The sequence below is a fragment of the Rhodoplanes roseus genome (genome assembly GCF_003258865.1).
GTDB lineage: Bacteria > Pseudomonadota > Alphaproteobacteria > Rhizobiales > Xanthobacteraceae > Rhodoplanes > Rhodoplanes roseus.
Genome location: NZ_NPEX01000110.1, coordinates 1 through 18,705, shown reverse-complemented (window position 1 = coordinate 18,705; position 18,705 = coordinate 1). Strand labels below are relative to the sequence as shown.

Below are 18,705 nucleotides of genomic sequence, written 5' to 3'. Positions count from 1 at the left end.
CTCCCCCCCTCACATCGTCCGGCCGACAGTGGCCCCGGTCAAAAGCCGGGGCCATCTGTTTGTGCGGTGCCCGATCTCCGGCGTCCGATCCCGGACGGGGTGGCGTCCTGCGGCGCGAGCCCATATAGAGAGCGCCGGTTTCAGCCCCGGCCGGCCTGCATGGCGTGGCCGGACGTCCCACCCGAGCGAGCCTCCCTGAGCGAGCCTCCGAGCGACCCGCGAGCGTCATGGTCAACATCACTTTCGTCAGCTTCACCGGATCGTCCCGCACGGTCGAGGCCCAGCCGGGCGCGACCGTGATGGAAACCGCCATCAAGAACGCGGTGCCCGGCATCGAGGCCGAATGCGGCGGCGCCTGCGCCTGCGCCACCTGCCACGTCTATGTCGACGAGGCCTGGCGCGAGGTGGTCGGCCCGCCGACCGCCATGGAGGAGGACATGCTCGACTTCGGCTACGACGTGCGGCCGAACTCCCGCCTGTCCTGCCAGATCAAGGTCCGCGACGAGCTCGACGGCTTGGTCCTGCAGACGCCGGAACGGCAGGCGTGAGGCGGGCCGTCCGCAACCGATGACGGCCCGGCCTCTCGACCGTCGTCGCCCGCGCAGGCGGCGACCCAGTAGCCACCGACCTTCGTCGCTTTATTCGAGACGCTTCGACGTACTGGATGCTCCGCCTTCGCGAGGGCTTTGCAGAATCGGTCATTCCGGGGCGCGCCGACGCGAACCCGGATTCCAGCTCCGAACTCGGTATTCTGGGCTGGATTCCGGGTCCGACGCTCCGCGTCGTCCCGGAATGACGAATTATCCAAAGCCCTCGCCTTCGCGGAGCATGACGAAGGGGAGGCTTCGAATCGCGATTTTGTGCCTGTGCGCCCGTGCGGGACGAGCGGTCCGAGAGATTGCCGCCGGTCCTCACCCCACCTCCGGCACGGCGCCGCCGCCCGCGCGCAGGCGGGCGGCCAGGTCGGCCGGCAGGGGGCGCGGCTTTCGGGTGTCGCGGTCGAGCATCACCAGGGTGCTGGTGGCCAGCCCGGCGCAACGGTCGCCCGAGAAGACCGCCTGGTCGAAGGTCAGCGAGCTGGTGCCGACGCGCGCCACCCTCGTGCCGATCACGACGTCGCCCGGGTAGTGGATCTCGGCCAGGTAGTCGATGATCAGCCGCGCCTGCACATAGGTCGCCCCGTCGATCCACATGCCGTAGCGCGGGTCGCGCAGCAGCGGCACCCGGCCGGCCTCCAGGAAGGTGACGAACACCGCGTTGTTGACGTGGTTCTGCGGGTCGAGATCGCGGAACCGGAGGGTCTGCCGGACCAGGTGCGGGAAATCCTCGGGCCGGGGCGGGCTCCGGCGGGGTGCGGCGCTCTCGTCGGTCACGGGTTGCAGTCCTCGCGGCGGTGGCTTACAGGCTCGGGCGTCCGGGCCGGGGCCGTTGTGCGGCGGCGGCCCACGAACCGCAAGGCACGCCGGCGCAATTGCGCTCTGCGCCCGCGGCTCGAACCGGCACCCCCGACCGTTCCACCGAGACCATCATGACCGAACCGATCAAGACCGACGCGCTCGTCATCGGGGCCGGCCCGTGCGGCCTGTTCGCCGTCTTCGAGCTGGGCCTGCTCGACATCAAGACCCACCTGGTCGACGTGCTCGACAAGGTCGGCGGCCAGTGCGCCGAGCTCTATCCGGAGAAGCCGATCTACGACATCCCGGCGGTGCCGCGGGTGACCGGCCAGGAGCTGGTCGACGCGCTGATGGTGCAGATCGCCCCGTTCGGCCCGACCTTCCATCTCGGCGAGATGGTGACGACGATCGAGCGGATCGGCGACCCGCTGTTCCGCTGCACCACCGATCGCGGCACCGTGTTCGAGGCCAAGGTGGTGATCGTCGCGGCGGGCGGCGGCTCGTTCCAGCCCAAGCGGCCGCCCATCAAGGGCATCGAGGCCTACGAGGACTCCTCGGTCTTCTACGCCGTGCGAAAGATGGAGACGTTCCGCGACAAGCGGCTGATGATCGTCGGCGGCGGCGATTCCGCCCTCGACTGGACCGTCAACCTGCAGCCGATCGCCCACCGCGTCACGCTGGTGCACCGGCGCGACGAGTTTCGCGCGGCGCCCGACACGGTCAACAAGATGCGCTCGCTGGTGGCGCGCGGCGACATGGATCTGGTGATCGGCCAGGTGATGTCGCTGGAAGGCGAGGGCGGGGCGCTCTCGGCCGCCGTGGTGCGCACCAACGACGGCGTCACCAGCACGATCCCGTGCGAGGCGATGCTGCCGTTCTTCGGGCTCACCATGAAGCTCGGCCCGATCGCCGACTGGGGCGTCGCCCTGCAGGACGGCCTCGTCGCGGTCGACACCGAGAAGTTCGAGACCAGCGTGCCCGGCCTGTTCGCCATCGGCGACATCAACACCTATCCGGGCAAGCTCAAGCTGATCCTCTCCGGCTTCCACGAGGGCGCCCTGATGGCGCAGGCCGCCTCGCGCTACGTCTTCCCGGAGAAGCGCGTCGTGTTCCAGTACACGACCTCCTCGACCAGCCTGCAGAAGAAGCTCGGCGTCGCCTGACGCCGTCGCGGCGACGGGCGGGCGTCGCCTGGTCCCGGGCCAGAGCAGTTTTCGCCGACGTTGACCCACGCTCCGCTCATTCCCGCGAAAGCGGGAATCCAGGGTATCTCTGCCGTGTCGTCCCTGGGTCCCCACCGTCGAACCGGGCCTAGTAGCGGGTGAACAGCGCCCGCAGTGCGTCGACGTCCTGCGTCTTCGTCAGACCGAGCGCCATGAGCAGCCTTGCCTTCGGGGCCGTCTGATCGTCCACCGCGATCCAGCCGCGCTTGTCGTCGTCCTTGAAGGACGGGCCGCGATACAGGGTTCCGCTGCCCGTGCGCGACGCCCGCACGACGAACACGCCGCGCGAGCGGATGGCGACGAGCGGCTCCACCAGCGAGTCGGACACGTTGCCGTTTCCGGTTCCGGCGTTCACGATGGCCTTCGTGCCGGCCGCTGCGAAGGCATTGTAGGCGGCGGCGTCGCTGCTGCTGTAGCTGTAGGCGATGTCCACGCGCGGCAGACGATCGATCGTCTCGATGTCGAACTCGGAATCGCGGGTGTGGCGCCGCGCCGTGTTGCGATAGAACAGGACCTTCCCTTCCACGACATAGCCGAGCGGGCCGTAGGGCGACCTGAACGTGTCGGTCTTGAACGTGTTCGTCTTCACGATGTCGCGGGCGGTGTGGATCTCGTCGTTCATGGTGATCAGCACGCCCTTGCCGGCCGCCTCCGCGCTGCTCGCCGTCACGACCGCATCGAACAGGTTCAGCGGGCCGTCGGCGCTGAGGGCGGTCGACGGCCGCATCGAGGCGGCGAACACGATCGGCTTGGTGGTCTTCACGGTCAGATTTAGGAAATAGGCGGTTTCCTCGAGCGTGTCGGTACCGTGGGTGACCACGACGCCGGCGACGTCGTCCCGCTTCAAGACCTCGTTCACGCGCTTTGCGAGCTTGATGATGAGATCGTCGTTGATGCTCTTGCTGCCGACCTGGAAGACCTGTTCCGAGCGGACGTTCGCGACCGCGGCCAGCTCCGGCACCGCCTGGACGATCTTGTCCACACCGACGGTTGCCGTCGCGTAGGTCGACGTGTCCGTCGACGACTTGCCGGCGCCGGCGATGGTCCCGCCTGTTCCGATCACCACGACGGTAGGCTTGTTCGATGCGGCCGCGGCGACGTCCCCCGCCTGGACCGGATGAGCGCAGGCGAACGCGGCGAGCATGCCGCCGACGGCGACACAGGTGGCGAGGTCGGCCCGGATGCGGGCCAGCGCATCGTGTTGAACCATCGACATGAGAAATCCTTTCTTCGGCGGTGGCGGCTTTGGCGCCGGGTTGGTGACGGTGCGAAAGGTCCGCCGATTTATGCGCATATCGCTAAGCCATTCACCACGTCGCCCCACCGCACGGCGCTCGCTTATGACCTAGCGTCCCTATTATCAGCCACTTAACGTACAATCCGTACGACCGACGTTGCTGTTGATCAACATTTTTTGCGCACAAATTGACTGCGCATGACGCGCGGCCGGTCTGCGCCGGCTCTGAGCCGTCGCGTGTCGTGGTGGGCGAGCCGGCTGTGGGTCGCCGGGGGCCGAACGAGGGCGGGTTCGGAGCGCCTGGGCGAGGCGCCCGCCCGCAGGGTCCGGTCCTGGAATGCGACATGGAGTTATGGTACTGGCGGGTTTCGTGGACCGCCTGTCTGACGTCGGACCGAAATGGGCAAGTCGAAAGAGTCAGCCGAGCATGTGGAAGACGTGGTCGGCAGGATTCAGGCGGACATAAATCTCGGCGTCTACAAGTTCGGCGAGCAGCTCAAGCTATCCAGCCTCGAACAAACGTATAGCACCACCCGCTTCTACGTCCGGCAGGCTCTGCTTGTCCTCAAGAGTCTGGGGCTTGTCGAGCATCAGCACAACTCGGGCTTTCGCGTCTGTGCCCAGGAGCAATACAGCCAGACTCAATTGCGATTCGTCAGGATGACGCTGGAACGCAGCGCGGTTCCGTTCGTGATCGCGAATGCGACGGCCGAAGACATCGTCGAGTTGCGCAGGCTCGCTGCAGCGTTCCAGTCCGCGGCCGCCACCAGCAGCCGGGCCCAGCAGACCACTGCCAACGCCGATTTTCACAGGGCCGTCTACAGAATCGCCAGGAACCCTGTCCTGTCCCGCTTGATCGACGGCCTGCGCCTGCAGAGTTACGTCGGGACCCCCGGACGATGGGGGACACGCGAGGGACTTGCGGCGAGTGCAGCCGAGCATTTTGCCATGGTCGATGCCGTCGAGCAGCGTGATCCGTACGAACTCGACCGGACCATTTTCAACCACATCCAAGCGTTTTGACGCGGACGACGGCGCGCGGACGAGGGTGGCGCAGGCCGCCTCGCGCTACGTGTTCCCGGAGAAGCGCGTCGTGTTCCAGTACACGACCTCCTCGACCAGCCTGCAGAAGAAGCTCGGGGTGGCGTGACGCCGTCGCGGCGACGGGCGGGCGTCGCCCCGCCCGTGCGCCGGTCGTCAGTCACGCGAGATGGTGCGCTGGCGCGTCACCGTGCCGCCGTACGGGCCCGTGGTGGTGCGGGTGCCCGTGCAGGTGCCGCTCGAGCAGGACGCGCTGCCCTGCCGCGTCACGCTGCCGCCATAGGGGCCGGTGCGGGTGATCTGGCGGCTGCAGGTGCCGCCGGCACAGCTCTCGGCGGCATGGACGCTGGCGGTGCCGCGCGGCCCCGACCAGGTGCCGCTGCGGGTCCAGGCCTCGGCGTCGGCGGCGGCGCCGGCGATCAGGACGACGGCGAGCGCCGCGGTGGCGATCAGCTTGCTCATGAGAACTCCTCGTGCGTCGATCGGGGCCGGGCTCGGTCCCGACGGTGCGAGGAGACTGCAGCGGTCATGTCGCCGCGGTACGGCGCCGCCGTATCGATCGGTCGCCGGCGTGTAACGGCACGTCACCGGCTCCGGCGGCATGTGCCGCCGGGACGCACCCTCGCGACCCGCCGCCGTCGCGCTCGGGACGCGGGTCCATGCCGGGAAGGGATCGCTTCGCGGGACGCGGTGACGGCGGTTTCCGTCACTCGGCCGCTTGGGCCTTCTGCAGGCGGCCGAGCAGGTCGTCGGTCGCGGCGACGTCGCCGAAATTGATGCAGAAGTTGATCAGCGTCGCGTTGTGCTCCTCGTCGGTGTGGTCGGCGTTGGCGTCGCTCACCATCGTGGTGCGGAAGTCGAGCAGCATGGCGTCGCGCGCCGTGCTCTCGCAGCAGGTGTTGGTCGAGGTGCCGCCGATCCAGACGGCCTGGATGCCGCGCTGGCGCAGCTCCACCTCCAGCGGCGAGGAGCCCTGGATGAAGGCGCTGTAGCGGGTCTTGCGGACGATCAGGTCCTCGGGCCGCACGTCGAGCTCCGGCCAGAGCTGCGAGCCGAACGCGGTCTCGGCCATCGCGGCGGCGCGTCGCGCGCGCCGCTCCGGCGTGTTGAGCACGTCGTGGAAATGCGACCAGTTCCGGAACGAGTCCTCGTTGGAGATGGTGCGGATCCACACGACCAGGCCGCCGGCCCGGCGCAGCGCGTCGGCGAGCCGGTTGACGTTGGGCACGATGGCGCGCGCCGCCGGGATCTCCACCTGCTGGCCGGGCGCCATGAAGTAGTTCTGCATATCGACGACGACGAAGGCGGTGCGGCCCGCCGGCACGTCGTCGTGCACGTTCCAGCGCCCCTGGCGCTTGATCACGCGGGCGACGACCTTCTCGGGAATCACGACCTTGTGCATGCGGGCTCCGGGCGGGCGGTTCTGATCAGGGAAATACGGTTGCGGCGCGCGGGCGATCGACCTCCTCGCGCAGCCAGTCGAGCATGTAGGGCACGGCGTCGGTGCGGTTGTCGTTCATCAGATGAATGCCGCCGCCTTCGGCACCCGTCCAGATCCGAAGGTGCTTCGGCTCGGGCAGATCCGCATAGGTCTTGTGCGCGGCCTGCACGGCGACCAGCGTGTCGTCCTCGCCGTGCGTCACCATCACGGGGCACTTGGCGTTCTTCAGCACGCCCTTCAGCGTGAAGGCCTTCAGCTTGTCGCGGGCGTCGGCCTCGCTCGTCGCGCCGATCACCCACTCGATCTGGGGCCGCACGGCCGGCCAGAAATCGTAGATGTCGTCGAGCATGTCGTAGCAGGCGCCCCACAGGATGGCGGCGCGCAGGCGCGGCTCCATGGCGGCGCCGCGGCCGCCGTAGTAGCCGCCCATCGACTGGCCGACGAGCGCGATCTTCTGTGCATCCACGTCCGGTCGGGCGACCAGGTAGTCGACGGCCGCCGAGATCGCGACCTCGTAGTCCGGCCGCGCGTGAACGCCGCGCACGCGCAGCGGCTCGCCCATGCCGGGGCCGTCGAAGCACAGCACGCCGAAGCCGCGCTCCAGCATCTGGCGCGCCGCGAAGAACCACAGCTCCTCCGAGATGATGTCGACGCCGCCCAGATAGGCGATCGCGGCGTGGCGCTGCCGGGCCGCCCCGAGCGGCCGCCAATAGTAGCCGGAGAGATGCGAGCCCTCGAACGGGAAGGTGACGCGCTCGGGCGGATTGTCGAAGAACGGCAGCGCCGCATGGAAGCAATCGACGCAGCGCAGATAGGCCGCCGCCTTGCGCGGATCGCTGCCGGGCAGGAAGAACTGCGCGGTGCGGAAGTAGTTGTGGGCGTGCAGATAGGCCTCGCGCGCCGTGATCGGGCGGCCGCGCGCCAGCTCGGCCGCCGCGGTCGCTTCCCGCTCCTCGCCGGCCGCGTTCCATTCGCGGAACCAGCTGTCGCCGTCGCCGACCGCGATCCGCTCGGCGACGCGGTGGCAGCGGTGGAAGTCGGCGCCGCCCATCTGGCAGACGTTCACGATGCGCGCCGCGAAGTGATAAGACCAGCCGTCGTGGCCGGGGAAGTAGCGGAACATGGTCACGGGGGACCTCGATGAGCTGAACTGAGGCGCACGTCGTCCCGGGGCGGTCCGAAGGACCGAGCCCGGGATCCATGATCCCGGTGTGGGTCGGCTTGTCCGGGGCGATGGAGTCCGGGCTCGCGGCCTGCGCCCGCGCCCCGGAACGACGGACTTATGGGACCGAAACGGAGCGGAGAGCCGGCCTCATTGCGGCTCGAAGCCGACGGATTTCAGGAGCTCGGCGTTGCGGGCGACGTCGGCGGCCATGAACTTGGCGAAGCCCTCGGGCGTCTCGTAGACCGGATCGACGCCGAGCTCCTTGAGCCGGCCGCTCTCGGCGAGCTCGCGGGTGGCGTCCGCGAAGGCGCGGTTGAGCGTCGTCACCACGTCGGCCGGGATGCCGGGCGGGCCCCACACGCCGTACCACGAGATCACCTCGAGGCCGGGGACGCCGCTCTCCGCCGCGGTCGGGATGTCGGGGGCGAGGCTGGAGCGCTTCGACGACGTGATCGCCATGCCCTTCACCTTGCCGTCGCGGGCCATCGGCAGCAGCACCACCATGGCGTCGGTGAGGAGCTGGATGTGGCCGCCGGCGACGTCGGTCAGCGCCGGTGCGGTGCCGCGATAGGGCGTCACGGTCAGCTTCGTGCCGGTGAGCCGCATGAACTCGATGGTGGCGATGTGGCCCGGCGAGCCGAGCGCCGGCGTGCCGGCCGTCCACTGGTCCGGATTGGCCTTGGCGGCGGCGGCGACCTCGCCGAGCGTCTTCTGCGGCATCTTGGTCGACATCACGGTGAGCAGCGGCGCCTCGCCGACCCGCGCGATCGACACGAAGTCGGTGAGCGGATCGTAGGGCGGCTTCAGCATCACCTGCTTGGCCATCGAATGGGTGTTGGACGAGAACAGTACCGTGGTGCCGTCCGGGGTCGACTGCTGCACGCTCTGGCCGCCGATCGTGCCGTTGGCGCCGGCCCGGTTCTCGACGATCACGTTGGTGCCGAGCTTGGCCTGCATGCGCTCGGCCAGCATGCGGGCGAGCGTGTCGACGCCGCCGCCGGCCGCGAACGGCACGACGATCTTGATGGTGCGGCCGTTGGGAAAGGCCTGCGCGGCGGCCGGGACGGCGGCGGCGAGGATCGCGACGGTGGTCGTGAGAACCGTGGTGAGGGCGACGAGGGCACGGCGCAGCGACATGGTCTGCTCCTGATCGATCGTGCGGGGTGGAGCGCCGACGCGCTCCCTCGGGGGGATTCCACAAGTGTCATTCCCCGGGCCGCGTGACAAGCCACTTCGACGCCTGCGGCAATGCGCGCTCGAATGCCGGGGCCACGCATGACCACTTCCGACCTCATGGTGAGGTGCGAGCGAAGCGAGCCTCGAACCATGTGGCCGCCACCGTGGCCGCCCTCGCCCTTCGAGACGCCCGCTCCGCGGGCTCCTCAGGGTGAGGGCGGATGGACGCCGCGATCCGGTTCCCGCGCCCCCAATCAGTACACCTTGCCGATCATCTTGATGTCGGCCCACACCTCGCGGACCGTCTGAGTCATCTCGATCTTGCGGTCGGTATAATAAGTGTGGAGCAGGTGGTGCGCCTTCTCCGAATTGGGCGCACCGAGATAGTCGCGGTACAGCGCCTGGACCTGCGCGTTGCGGTGCGACTGCCGCACCGGCCGGTTCTTGTCGATGCCGAACAGCGTCTCGCGCCGCTTGAGCGCATACGGCAGATAGGCCTTCTTGGAGCGCAGCGTGCCGCCGCCGTCGACGCAGCCGCCCGGGCAGGCCATGATCTCGACGAAGTCGAGATCGGACTTGCCGGAGCGCACCTCCTCGACGATCTGCCGGGTCGGCTTGAGGCCGTGGCACATGGCGATCTTCACGGCGCCGATGTCGCCGCCGAGCTCGACGGTCGCGGTGCGCACACCCTCGAAGCCGCGCAGCTGCTCGATCTCGATGTGCTCCAGCTCGCGGCCGTTCACCACGTAGTACATGGTGCGGAGCGCCGCCTCCATGACGCCCCCGGTGGTGCCGAAGATCGCGCCGGCACCCGAATACTCGCTCATGTAGGGATTGTCGAAGGTCGAGGGCTCGAGCGACTTCAGGTCGATGCGCTCGCGCTGCAGGAGCCGTGCGAACTCGCGCGTCGAGAGCACCACGTCGACCTCGGGCACGCCGTCGTGGATCAGTTGCCGGCGGACGATCTCGTCCTTCTTGGCGATGCAGGGCATGATCGAGATGACGCGGATGCGGGCCGGATCGATGCCCATCTTCTCGGGCAGATAGGTCTTGGCCAGCGCGCCGACGCATTGCTGCGGCGACTTGGTCGACGACAGCATCGGCATGATGTCGGGATAGTGCCGCTCGACGAAGTTGATCCAGGCCGGGCAGCAGGACGAGAAGGTCGGCCGCTTGCGCTCCTTCAACCGGTGCAGCAGCTCGGTGCCTTCCTCCATGATGACGAGGTCGGCGCCCCAGTTGGTGTCGAGCACGATCGAGGCGCCGAGCATGCGCAGCGCCGTGATGATCTGGCCCTCGACATTGGTGCCGGGCGGCAGGCCGAACTCCTCGCCGAAGCCGACCCGCACGGCGGGGGCGAACTGCACCACCGTGATCAGCTCGGGATCGTACATCATCTCGAGCGCCCGGTCGGTCTCGTCGCGCTCGCCGAGTGCGCCGGTCGGGCACACCAGCACGCACTGGCCGCAGGTCACGCAGGCCGAGTTCTTCTGCGTCAGCCCGTGTCGCAGCCCCACCGCGGTGTCGAGCCCGCTGTTGATCTGGATCAGCGCGTCGACGCCCTGGCCGTCGCGGCAGATGGCGATGCAGCGCTGGCAGCGGATGCAGCGCTTCATGTTGCGGATCAGCGCCGGGGACGACTCGTCCACCGGCCGCGCCGCGACGCGGGCCGGATCGAAGAAGCGGTTCTGCCGCAGGCCGACGAACTGGGCGACGTCCTGCAGGTCGCACTTGCCGTGGCGGATGCAGGTGGCGCAGTCCTGGTCGTGGTCGGCGAGCAGCAGCTCGACCTGCAGGCGCTGCATCTCGCGCAGCTCGGGCGTCCGCGTGTCGATGGCGAGCCCGTCCTGCATCGGCGTCGTGCAGGAGGCGACCAGATGCGTCTTGTCGGCGTGCTTCATCTTGATCTCGACCAGGCACACCCGGCAGGTGCCGGGCGCGTGGTCGATGTCGTGCAGCTCGCACAGCGTAGGGATGTAGACGCCGTGGCGGCGCGCACAGTCCAGGATGGTCTCGCCGGCGCGGCCCGCCACGGTCTTGCCGTTGATGGTGGCGGTCAGCTCGGTCGCGCCGGGCGCCGTCGTGTCGAGGGCGTCCATGGTCATGCTCCTGCCTCCGGGATCGCGCGCTCGGTGATCACCGAGTAGGTGCGGTAGCAGCGCATGCAGCGCTTGGCCTCGCGATAGGCCTGCTCCGGGCTGATCGTCTGCTCGACCTCCTCGAACATCAGCTTGCGCACGGTCGGATCGAGCTCGGGGTGGTGGACGCGGTATTGCGGCTTCACCGGCACCTCGACGGCGTCGTCGGCGAGCATCTTGTTGTCGTTGAGGATCTCGCGCATGCGCGTGCGCGGCTGGAAGGTCACGCGGCCGAGCCGGATCCAGTCGTCGATCGAGCGGCTGGCCTTCAGCCCGTTGGCCATCGCGTGGATCAGGGTGGAGGGGCCGGAGGCGCAGTCGCCGCCGGCGAACACGCCGGGCCGCGATGTGGAGAGGTCGAGCGGGTCGATGGCGACGCAGTTCCAGCGGTCGAAGGCGATGCCGTCCTCGGCGGTCAGCGCGCCCTTCACCACCTGCTGGCCGATCGCCGCGATCAGCGTGCCGCACGGCATGATCTGCTCGGTGCCGGGCACCGGCGCGACGCCGCGGCGGCCGTGCCCGTCGGGCGCGGTCTGCCGCATGCCGGCGACCTCGACGCCGGTGATGCGGCCGTCCCCGGTGACGATGCGGGTCGGGTTGGTGAGGAAGTGGAACACGACGCCTTCGGCGATCGCCGCCTCGACCTCCTCCGAGTCGGCCGGCATGTCCTCGCGGGTGCGGCGGTAGACGACGTGCACCTTGTCGGCGCCCATGCGTAGCGCCGAGCGGGCGCAGTCCATGGCGACGTTGCCGCCGCCGACCACGATCACCTCGCCGGACAGCGACACGGACTTGAGCCCGGCGACGTGGTCGTGCACCTCCAGGAGGAAGCCGATGCCGGACTTGTAGCCCGGGACGCTCGGATCCTCGTCCTCGACGCCGAGCCGGATGCCCTGCTGGCAGCCGATCGCCAGGAACACGGCGCGATAGCCGCGGGCGAACAGGTCGTCGATCGAGAAGTCGCGGCCGAGCGCGCGCTCGAACAGGAAGCGGCCGCCGAGCTCGGTGATGATGTCGGTCTCCGAGTGCAGCACGTGCTTGGGCAGGCGATAGGCCGGGATGCCGATCGCCGCCATGCCGCCCGGCTCGCGCATCGCCTCCAGGATGTCGACGTGATAGCCGTGCAGCAGCAGATGATAGGCGCAGGAGACGCCGGCCGGCCCGGCCCCCACGACGGCCACCCGCATGTCGGCGCCGAGCGGCTGCGAGATCAGCTCGCGGCCGAACTTCAGCGCCTTGTCGCCGGACTGCTGGTCGGCGACGTAGCGCTTGAGCGTCTTGATGCCGACCGCCTCGTCGACGAACTTGCGCCGGCACGCCATCTCGCAGAACCGCACGCAGACGCGGCCGCAGGTCGCGGCCATCGGATATTTCTGCAGGATGACGCCGAGCGAGTGCTCGGGCTTGCCGTCGCGGATGTAGTCGATGTAGCGCGGCACGTTGATGCGCGACGGGCAGGCCTCGATGCAGGGCGCCGTCATGTAGGCGAGGCCGTTCTGCTCGGGCTGGGCCCCGCGTGCGATCTCGGCCTCGATCACGTCGCGGAAGCTGCGCAGGGCGGCCAGCAGGGCGCGCGCGCAGGTCTGCCCGAGGCCGCACATCGAGGTCGCCGTCATCTGGTCGGCGAGGGTCTCGATCGCGGCGAGGTCGAGCGGGCTCTTTCGGCCGTGGCGGAGCGCGTCGAGCGCGTCGCGCACCAGCACGGTGCCCATCCGGCACGGCGTGCACTTGCCGCAGGACTGCTCGGCCGCCTGGTCCATCTGGCGCCACAGCGCGTCGATCAGGCTGACGTCGTCGTCGAAGATGAAGAAGCCGCGATCGCCGAAGAAGGCGCGGATGCGATTCTTGTCGTCGAAGGTGTCGAAGTTGGTGAGGGCCGGAAAGACATTGGCCCCGGCCAGGGACGCGCCGTCGTCACCAGCCGGGCGCCGCTGGCGCCGAGCGGATGGCCGAGGGCGATCGCCCCGCCGTACGGATTGACGCGCGGGTCGTCGTCCGCGACGCCGAGCTGGCGGAGCACCGCCAGGCCCTGCGCCGCGAAAGCCTCGTTGAGCTCGATCACGTCGATCGTCGCGATGTCGATCGAGAGGCGGTCGAGCAGCTTGTCGACGGCCGGCACCGGGCCGATGCCCATCACGCGCGGCGCCACGCCGCCGGCCGCCATGCCGAGGATGCGGGCCTTCGGCGTCAGGCCGTGGCGCTTGGCGGCGTCCTCGCTGGCGACGATCAGGGCGCAGGCGCCGTCGTTGACGCCGGAGGCGTTGCCGGCCGTGACGGTGCCGTCCGGCCTGACCACCGGCCGCAGCTTGGCGAGCGACTCGAGCGTCGTCGCGCGCGGATGCTCGTCGCGGTCGACCCGGATCGGGTCACCCTTCTTCTGCGCGATCTCGACCACGCAGATCTCGTCGGCCAGCGTGCCGTTCGCCTGCGCCTTGGCGGTCTTCTCCTGGCTGCGCAGGGCGAAGAGATCCTGGTCGGCGCGCGAGATCTGGAAGTCGGTGGCGACGTTCTCGGCCGTCTCGGGCATCGAGTCGACGCCGTACATCTTCTTCATCAGCGGATTGACGAAGCGCCAGCCGATCGTGGTGTCGAAGATCTGGGCATCGCGCGAGAACGGCGTGGTCGCCTTGCCCATCACGAAGGGCGCCCGCGTCATGCTCTCGACGCCGCCGGCGAGCGCCAGCTCCATCTCGCCGCAGGCGATGGCGCGGGCGGCCTGGCCGATCGCCTCCATGCCGGACGAGCACAGCCGGTTGACGGTGACGCCCGGGATCGTCTCGGGCAGCCCGGCGAGCAGCAGCGACATGCGCGCGACGTTGCGGTTGTCCTCGCCGGCCTGGTTGACGTTGCCGTAGAACACGTCGTCGAGCGCCCCCCAGTCGACCGACGGGTTGCGCTTCATCAGCTCCTTCATCGGGATCGCGCCGAGGTCGTCGGCCCGCACCGAGGCGAGGGCGCCGCCGTAGCGCCCGAAGGGAGTCCGCACGGCATCGCAGATGACGGCTTGTTTCATCGTGTTCGGCCCTGTGTGATGGGTCAGGATTTGCGCAGCAGCGGGAAGCCGCAGAGTGTCTCGAGCGCCTCGAAGGTCAGCCCGGGCACGAGGTCGTAGGCGACGACGCCGGCCGGCGTGATGTCGAAGGTGGCGTGATCCGTATAGACGCGCTTGACGCAACCGACCCCGGTGAGCGGGCTCGAGCAGCGCTGGACCAGCTTGCAGACGCCCTTCTTGGTGAGCAGGTCCATCATCACGAAGACGGACTTGGCGCCGATCGCGAGATCCATCGCGCCGCCGACCGCCGGGATCGCGTCCTTGGCGCCGGTGTGCCAGTTGGCGAGGTCGCCGGTCGCGGAGACCTGATAGGCGCCGAGCACGCAGTAGTCGAGATGGCCGCCGCGCATCATCGCGAAGGAATCGGCGTGGTGGAAATAGGACGCGCCCGGCAGCGCCGTCACGTATTGCTTGCCGGCGTTCATCAGGTCGATGTCCTCCTCGCCGGCGGGCGGCTTCGGGCCCATGCCGAGGAGGCCGTTCTCGGTGTGGAGGATGATGGTGACGCCGGCGGGCAGGCAGTCCGCCACGTCGGTCGGGGCGCCGATGCCGAGATTGGCGTAGGACCCGTCCGGAATGTCGGCGGCGACGCGGGCCGCGACCTGCTGCCGGGTGAGGAGCTGGATGGTGTCGCTCATGTCATGGCTCTCCGGAATGGCTGCGCTCAGGCCCGCGCGCCGTCGGCTTTGACCTCGACCACCCGCTTCACGAAGATGCCGGGCGTCACGACGGTCTCGGGATCGAGGTCGCCGACCGCGACCACCTCGGAGACCTGGGCGATGGTGCATTTCGCGGCGGTCGCCATCACGGGACCGAAATTGCGCGCCGTCTTGCGGTAGACGAGATTGCCGAGCGCATCGCCCCTGTGGGCCTTGATGAACGCGTAGTCGGCCGAGATCGGATATTCGAGCACGTAGTTGCGGCCGTCGATCTCGCGGGTCTCCTTGCCGTCCGCCAGCAGCGTGCCGTAGGCGGTCGGCGTGAAGAACGCGCCGATGCCGACCCCGGCGGCGCGGATGCGCTCGGCCAGATTGCCCTGCGGCACCAGATCGAGAACCAGCTTGCCCGACAGATAACGCTCGTCGAAGGCCTTCGAGTTGGCCTGGCGGGGGAACGAGCAGACGATCTTCTTCACCCGGTCCCGCTTGATCAGGGCCGCGATGCCCTCCTCGCCCGTGCCGGCGTTGTTGGAGATGATCGTCAGGTCCTTGGCGCCTTGCGCGACCAGGGCGTCGATCATCTGGAACGGCACGCCGGCGTCGCCGAAGCCCCCGATCATGATCGAAGCGCCGTCCGGAATGTCCGCGAGCGCCTCCTCCAGAGATGGACAGATCTTGTTCATGGGGCCTCCGTTCGATGAGTGCGCTTCTTTATATCGCACGAGCGTTCGATTAACGCGCAAAATTTGCGCCCGGCTCACGAGGTCGTCAAGTTCTATAATCGAACAAGTGTGCGAATATGGTCTGGTCTGCATTCTCTGCGGGGCATGTCGTCCCGGGCTTGTGGAAGGCTGGTCCTGCAGCTCAACACGCGGTAGGAAGCGCGCGATAATCGAACGAGTCGTTCGCCGGCCGGCGCCCTTGTGGACGCTGCGGGCGACGCGTCTCAGCGGGCGATGACACGATGGCCGAGCACACCGAGAGCGACGACGATGCGGACTCGCCGGGGCCGACGCCCGCGACCGCCTCCGCGGGAGCCGGCGACGGGCCCGTGCCGGGCGATCCCAACATCATGACGTCGCTGGTGCGCGGCCTCGCGGTGATCCAGGCCTTTTCGCGCGACACCTCGTCGATGACGATCGCCCAGATCAGCCAGGCCACCGGCATCCCGCGCGCCGCGGTGCGGCGCTGCCTCTACACGTTGCGGGCGCTCGGCTTCGCCGACACCGAGGACGGCCGCCACTACGTGCTGCGGCCCCGCATCCTGTCGCTCGGCCACGCCTATCTGAGCTCGATCCCGCTGACCCGCATCGCCCAGCCGCTGCTGCGGCGGATCAGCAACGAGCTCAACGAGTCGTCGTCGATCGCCATCCTCGAGGACGACGACATCGTCTACATCGCCCGTGCCTCCGCCTCGCGCATCATGACGATCGACCTGCATGTCGGCAGCCGGCTGCCCGCCGTGTTCACGTCGATGGGGCGCGTCCTGCTCGCCCATCGGCCCGGCGATCTCGACCAGCGCCTCGCCCGCGTAGTGTTCCAGCCGTTCACGCCGAACACCGTCAAGGACGCCGCATCGCTGCGGGGCGAGATCGAGCGGGTGCGGGAGCAGGGCTACTCGATCGTCGATCAGGAGCTGGAGCTCGGGCTGCGCTCCATCGCCGTGCCGATCATGGCGTCCGACGGCACCGCGTTCGCGGCCATCAATGTGGGGGTCCACGCCTCGCGCATGTCGAATCAGGATCTCGTCTCGAAAATCCTTCCTCTGTTGCGCCAGGCCGCCGCGGAGCTGTCGCTCTGCGTCGGCTGATCGAGAGTTTTGGAATGACACCGTTCGTTTACACCGGCCATCCGGTGCGCGTCGTCTTCGGCAGCGGCACGATTCAGACAATTCCGGAGGAGGCGGAGCGGCTCGGGCTGTCCCGGGTGCTGATCGTCACCTCGCGGTCGCAGGCCGCGACGTCGGCCGCCGTCGCGGCGGCGCTCGGCTCGCGGGGCGTGGGGGTGTTTCCTGGGGCCGTCATGCACACGCCCGTGGGCGTCACCGAGACGGCGATGCGGCTGGTCGCCGAGACCGGAGCGGACGGCGTCGTGGCGATCGGCGGCGGCTCGGTGACGGGTCTCGGCAAGGCGATCGCGGTGCGCACCGACCTGCCGCAGATCGTCGTGCCGACCACCTATGCGGGCTCCGAGATGAGCCCGATCCTGGGCGAGACCAAGGACGGGCAGAAGGTCACGCAGTCGAGCGAAAAGATCCGCCCCGAGGTGGTCGTCTACGACGTCGCCCTGACCCTCGACCTGCCGCCGTCGATCTCGGGCACCAGCGGCATCAACGCGATGGCGCACGCCGTGGAGGCGCTCTACGCGGTGGATCGCAACCCGATCGTCGAGCTGATGGCGCTGGAGGCGATCGGCGCGCTGTTTCGCGCGCTGCCGCAGGTGGTGCATGATCCGAAGGACCGCGAGGCGCGCACCGCCGCGCTGTACGGCGCATGGCTCTCCGGCGTCTGCCTCGGCTCCGTGTCGATGGCGCTGCATCACAAGCTCTGCCACACGCTGGGCGGCAGCTTCGACCTGCCGCATGCCGAGACCCACACGATCGTGCTGCCGCATGCGGTCGCCACCAACGCGCCGGCCGTGCCCGACGTGATGGCGCGGCTGCGCGGCGTGCTCGGAACGGACGATCCCGCCGGCGCGCTGTTCGATCTCGCCGGCCGGGTCGGCGCGAGACGCGCGCTGCGCGACATCGGCATGGCGGAGAGCGGCATCGATCTGGCGACCGAGCGGGCGCTGGCGCGGCCCTATCCGAATCCGCGGCCGCTCGACCGCGACACCGTGCGCGCCCTGATCGCCCGGGCTTTTGCCGGGGAGCCGCCGCTCTCGGTGTGAGGGCGGCCCGCCGCATCGTTCCTCTGGACCCGGACCGGCCGAGACGGCACAGTCCGCTCCGAAGAATCCGGTTCGAAGACCATCCCGCGGCCGGTCGGCCGATCTCAAAAACACCATCCGACGGTTGCATCAGCGAGGAGACGACATCGTGAGTCTGACGTCTGCCATCACGGGCGTGATCCCGATCTCCCCGACGCCGTTCCACCAGGACGGCCGCGTCGACATGGAGTCGATGGCGCGGCTCACCGACTATTTCCTCTCCTGCGGCGTCGACGGCATCACCATCCTGGGCCAGCTCGGCGAGGCGCCGAAGCTGGAGTTTTCCGAGGCGCGCGCCATCGTCGAGCTGGTGGCCAAGCGGTTCGACAAGCCGATCGTGGTCGGCGTCTCGGCGCCCGGCTTCGCCGCGATGCGCTCGCTCGCCCGCGAGGCGATGGAGCTCGGCGCCTCGGGCGTGATGATCGGCCCGCCCAACACGCTGCGCACCGACGACCAGATCGTCGGCTACTATCGCCAGGCCGCCGAGGCGATCGGGCCCGACGTGCCCTTCGTGCTGCAGGACTATCCGCTGACCTTCTCGGTGGTGATGACGCCGAACGTCATCAAGCGGATCGTCACCGAGAACGCGAGCTGCGTGGTGCTCAAGCACGAGGACTGGCCCGGTCTCGACAAGATCACGGCGCTGCGCGGCTTCGAGGCCGACGGCTCGATGCGGCACATCGCGATCCTGACCGGCAACGGCGGGCTCTTCCTCGACTTCGAGATGGAGCGCGGCGCCGACGGTGCCAACACCGGCTACGCCTTCCCCGAGATGCTGGTGGACGTGGTCAAGCTCTCGGCGGCGGGACAGCGCGACGCGGCGCACGATCTGTTCGACGCGCATCTGCCCTATCTGCGCTACGAGCAGCAGCAGGGACCGCTCGGGCTCGCGGTGCGCAAGTACGTCTACATGCGCCGCGGCCTGATCGCCTGCGACGCCCAGCGCAAGCCGGGCGCGACCCTCAACGCCGCCGCCAAGGGCGAGGTCGAGTTCCTGCTGTCGCGCATCGCCCGCAGCGACAAGCGCGCGGTGCTGAAGGCGGCGTGACCCGGCGGACACGTCACCGGGCGGGTCGGCGATGCGCGCCCGCCCGGTGACGAAAGCCTTACGATCTCTCGCCATACGCCAAATTCGTGGGCGCACCACGCTAGTTTGTGACCGGCGGGCGGGTGGCGGGCCGGGTCCGCACTGCTTAGCATGAAAGAGGTTCGTCCCCGAGATGGACGGGGTCGTCGCCGTCGCGAGACGGC

At 69.0% G+C, this 18,705-nt stretch carries 17 protein-coding genes; 6 read left to right on the top strand and 11 right to left on the bottom strand.

Features of this window, described 5'->3' with window-relative positions; all coding sequences use genetic code 11:
• The first annotated feature begins 227 nt into the window (after positions 1–227).
• Entirely contained in the window at positions 228–548 is a 321-nt protein-coding gene (locus CH341_RS16510) for a 2Fe-2S iron-sulfur cluster-binding protein (RefSeq protein WP_111420102.1), read from the top strand.
• A 363-nt stretch (positions 549–911) separates the two neighbouring features.
• On the opposite strand, the gene CH341_RS16505 is transcribed toward CH341_RS16510, so the two are convergent.
• The gene (locus CH341_RS16505) at positions 912–1,373 is read right to left on the bottom strand and encodes an acyl-CoA thioesterase (protein WP_210208381.1); all 462 of its coding nucleotides are present in this window, start codon (positions 1,371–1,373) and stop codon (positions 912–914) included.
• A gap of 155 nt (positions 1,374–1,528) precedes the next feature.
• Here CH341_RS16505 and CH341_RS16500 point away from each other — a divergent pair, with 155 nt between their 5' ends.
• Positions 1,529–2,557: an NAD(P)/FAD-dependent oxidoreductase gene (locus CH341_RS16500; RefSeq protein WP_111420101.1), complete on the top strand. Its 1,029-nt coding sequence runs from the start codon at positions 1,529–1,531 to the stop codon at positions 2,555–2,557.
• A gap of 148 nt (positions 2,558–2,705) precedes the next feature.
• Here CH341_RS16500 and CH341_RS16495 read toward each other — a convergent pair whose 3' ends face one another.
• Entirely contained in the window at positions 2,706–3,833 is a 1,128-nt protein-coding gene (locus tag CH341_RS16495) for an asparaginase (protein ID WP_245431098.1), read from the bottom strand.
• Positions 3,834–4,253: 420 nt separating this feature from the next.
• On the opposite strand from CH341_RS16495, the gene CH341_RS16490 reads away from it, so the two are divergent.
• Positions 4,254–4,877, top strand: a complete 624-nt coding sequence (locus CH341_RS16490; protein WP_111420100.1) for a GntR family transcriptional regulator — start codon at positions 4,254–4,256, stop codon at positions 4,875–4,877.
• Positions 4,878–5,051: 174 nt separating this feature from the next.
• Here CH341_RS16490 and CH341_RS16485 read toward each other — a convergent pair whose 3' ends face one another.
• The 9 genes from CH341_RS16485 to CH341_RS16445 all read right to left on the bottom strand — a co-directional run bounded on the left by CH341_RS16485 (position 5,052) and on the right by CH341_RS16445 (position 15,209).
• Complete coding sequence (locus CH341_RS16485; RefSeq protein ID WP_245431097.1) at positions 5,052–5,357, bottom strand: hypothetical protein; 306 nt, start codon at positions 5,355–5,357, stop codon at positions 5,052–5,054.
• Positions 5,358–5,601: 244 nt separating this feature from the next.
• Positions 5,602–6,297 (bottom strand): isochorismatase family protein, encoded by a 696-nt coding sequence (locus tag CH341_RS16480; protein ID WP_111420099.1) that lies wholly within the window; start codon positions 6,295–6,297, stop codon positions 5,602–5,604.
• A 25-nt stretch (positions 6,298–6,322) separates the two neighbouring features.
• Entirely contained in the window at positions 6,323–7,459 is a 1,137-nt protein-coding gene (locus CH341_RS16475; RefSeq protein WP_245431099.1) for an alpha/beta hydrolase family protein, read from the bottom strand.
• A 189-nt stretch (positions 7,460–7,648) separates the two neighbouring features.
• A complete protein-coding gene (locus tag CH341_RS16470; protein WP_111420097.1) occupies positions 7,649–8,638 on the bottom strand; it encodes a Bug family tripartite tricarboxylate transporter substrate binding protein in 990 nt (329 codons plus the stop codon).
• A 293-nt stretch (positions 8,639–8,931) separates the two neighbouring features.
• Positions 8,932–10,782, bottom strand: coding sequence for a [FeFe] hydrogenase, group A (locus CH341_RS16465; protein WP_111420096.1), 1,851 nt, complete (start codon positions 10,780–10,782; stop codon positions 8,932–8,934).
• Positions 10,779–12,587 (bottom strand): FAD-dependent oxidoreductase, encoded by a 1,809-nt coding sequence (locus tag CH341_RS16460; protein ID WP_281023023.1) that lies wholly within the window; start codon positions 12,585–12,587, stop codon positions 10,779–10,781. The genes CH341_RS16465 and CH341_RS16460 overlap by 4 nt, the downstream gene beginning before the upstream one ends.
• 8 nt (positions 12,588–12,595) lie before the next feature.
• Positions 12,596–13,828, bottom strand: coding sequence for a 3-oxoadipyl-CoA thiolase (pcaF, locus tag CH341_RS16455; RefSeq protein ID WP_281023018.1), 1,233 nt, complete (start codon positions 13,826–13,828; stop codon positions 12,596–12,598).
• Positions 13,829–13,851: 23 nt separating this feature from the next.
• A complete protein-coding gene (locus CH341_RS16450) occupies positions 13,852–14,505 on the bottom strand; it encodes a 3-oxoacid CoA-transferase subunit B (RefSeq protein ID WP_111420094.1) in 654 nt (217 codons plus the stop codon).
• Between the two features lie 26 nt (positions 14,506–14,531).
• Positions 14,532–15,209 (bottom strand): 3-oxoacid CoA-transferase subunit A, encoded by a 678-nt coding sequence (locus tag CH341_RS16445; RefSeq protein ID WP_111420093.1) that lies wholly within the window; start codon positions 15,207–15,209, stop codon positions 14,532–14,534.
• A 281-nt stretch (positions 15,210–15,490) separates the two neighbouring features.
• Here CH341_RS16445 and CH341_RS16440 point away from each other — a divergent pair, with 281 nt between their 5' ends.
• The 3 genes from CH341_RS16440 to CH341_RS16430 all read left to right on the top strand — a co-directional run bounded on the left by CH341_RS16440 (position 15,491) and on the right by CH341_RS16430 (position 18,502).
• Positions 15,491–16,336, top strand: coding sequence for an IclR family transcriptional regulator domain-containing protein (locus CH341_RS16440; protein WP_111420092.1), 846 nt, complete (start codon positions 15,491–15,493; stop codon positions 16,334–16,336).
• Between the two features lie 14 nt (positions 16,337–16,350).
• On the top strand, positions 16,351–17,415 hold the full coding sequence (locus tag CH341_RS16435; protein WP_111420091.1) for a maleylacetate reductase: 1,065 nt from the start codon (positions 16,351–16,353) through the stop codon (positions 17,413–17,415).
• Positions 17,416–17,563: 148 nt separating this feature from the next.
• On the top strand, positions 17,564–18,502 hold the full coding sequence (locus CH341_RS16430; protein ID WP_111420090.1) for a dihydrodipicolinate synthase family protein: 939 nt from the start codon (positions 17,564–17,566) through the stop codon (positions 18,500–18,502).
• Positions 18,503–18,705 lie beyond the last annotated feature (203 nt).

Bases quoted from the DNA above. Each gene is read 5' to 3' on its own strand.
- CH341_RS16510 (WP_111420102.1), top strand. From the start codon at position 228: ATGGTCAACATCACTTTCGTCAGCTTCACCGGATCGTCCCGCACGGTC.
- CH341_RS16500 (WP_111420101.1), top strand. From the start codon at position 1,529: ATGACCGAACCGATCAAGACCGACGCGCTCGTCATCGGGGCCGGCCCG.
- CH341_RS16495 (WP_245431098.1), bottom strand. From the start codon at position 3,833: ATGTCGATGGTTCAACACGATGCGCTGGCCCGCATCCGGGCCGACCTC.
- CH341_RS16490 (WP_111420100.1), top strand. From the start codon at position 4,254: ATGGGCAAGTCGAAAGAGTCAGCCGAGCATGTGGAAGACGTGGTCGGC.
- CH341_RS16485 (WP_245431097.1), bottom strand. From the start codon at position 5,357: ATGAGCAAGCTGATCGCCACCGCGGCGCTCGCCGTCGTCCTGATCGCC.
- CH341_RS16480 (WP_111420099.1), bottom strand. From the start codon at position 6,297: ATGCACAAGGTCGTGATTCCCGAGAAGGTCGTCGCCCGCGTGATCAAG.
- CH341_RS16475 (WP_245431099.1), bottom strand. From the start codon at position 7,459: ATGTTCCGCTACTTCCCCGGCCACGACGGCTGGTCTTATCACTTCGCG.
- CH341_RS16470 (WP_111420097.1), bottom strand. From the start codon at position 8,638: ATGTCGCTGCGCCGTGCCCTCGTCGCCCTCACCACGGTTCTCACGACC.
- CH341_RS16465 (WP_111420096.1), bottom strand. From the start codon at position 10,782: ATGACCATGGACGCCCTCGACACGACGGCGCCCGGCGCGACCGAGCTG.
- pcaF (WP_281023018.1), bottom strand. From the start codon at position 13,828: ATGAAACAAGCCGTCATCTGCGATGCCGTGCGGACTCCCTTCGGGCGC.
- CH341_RS16450 (WP_111420094.1), bottom strand. From the start codon at position 14,505: ATGAGCGACACCATCCAGCTCCTCACCCGGCAGCAGGTCGCGGCCCGC.
- CH341_RS16445 (WP_111420093.1), bottom strand. From the start codon at position 15,209: ATGAACAAGATCTGTCCATCTCTGGAGGAGGCGCTCGCGGACATTCCG.
- CH341_RS16440 (WP_111420092.1), top strand. From the start codon at position 15,491: ATGGCCGAGCACACCGAGAGCGACGACGATGCGGACTCGCCGGGGCCG.
- CH341_RS16435 (WP_111420091.1), top strand. From the start codon at position 16,351: ATGACACCGTTCGTTTACACCGGCCATCCGGTGCGCGTCGTCTTCGGC.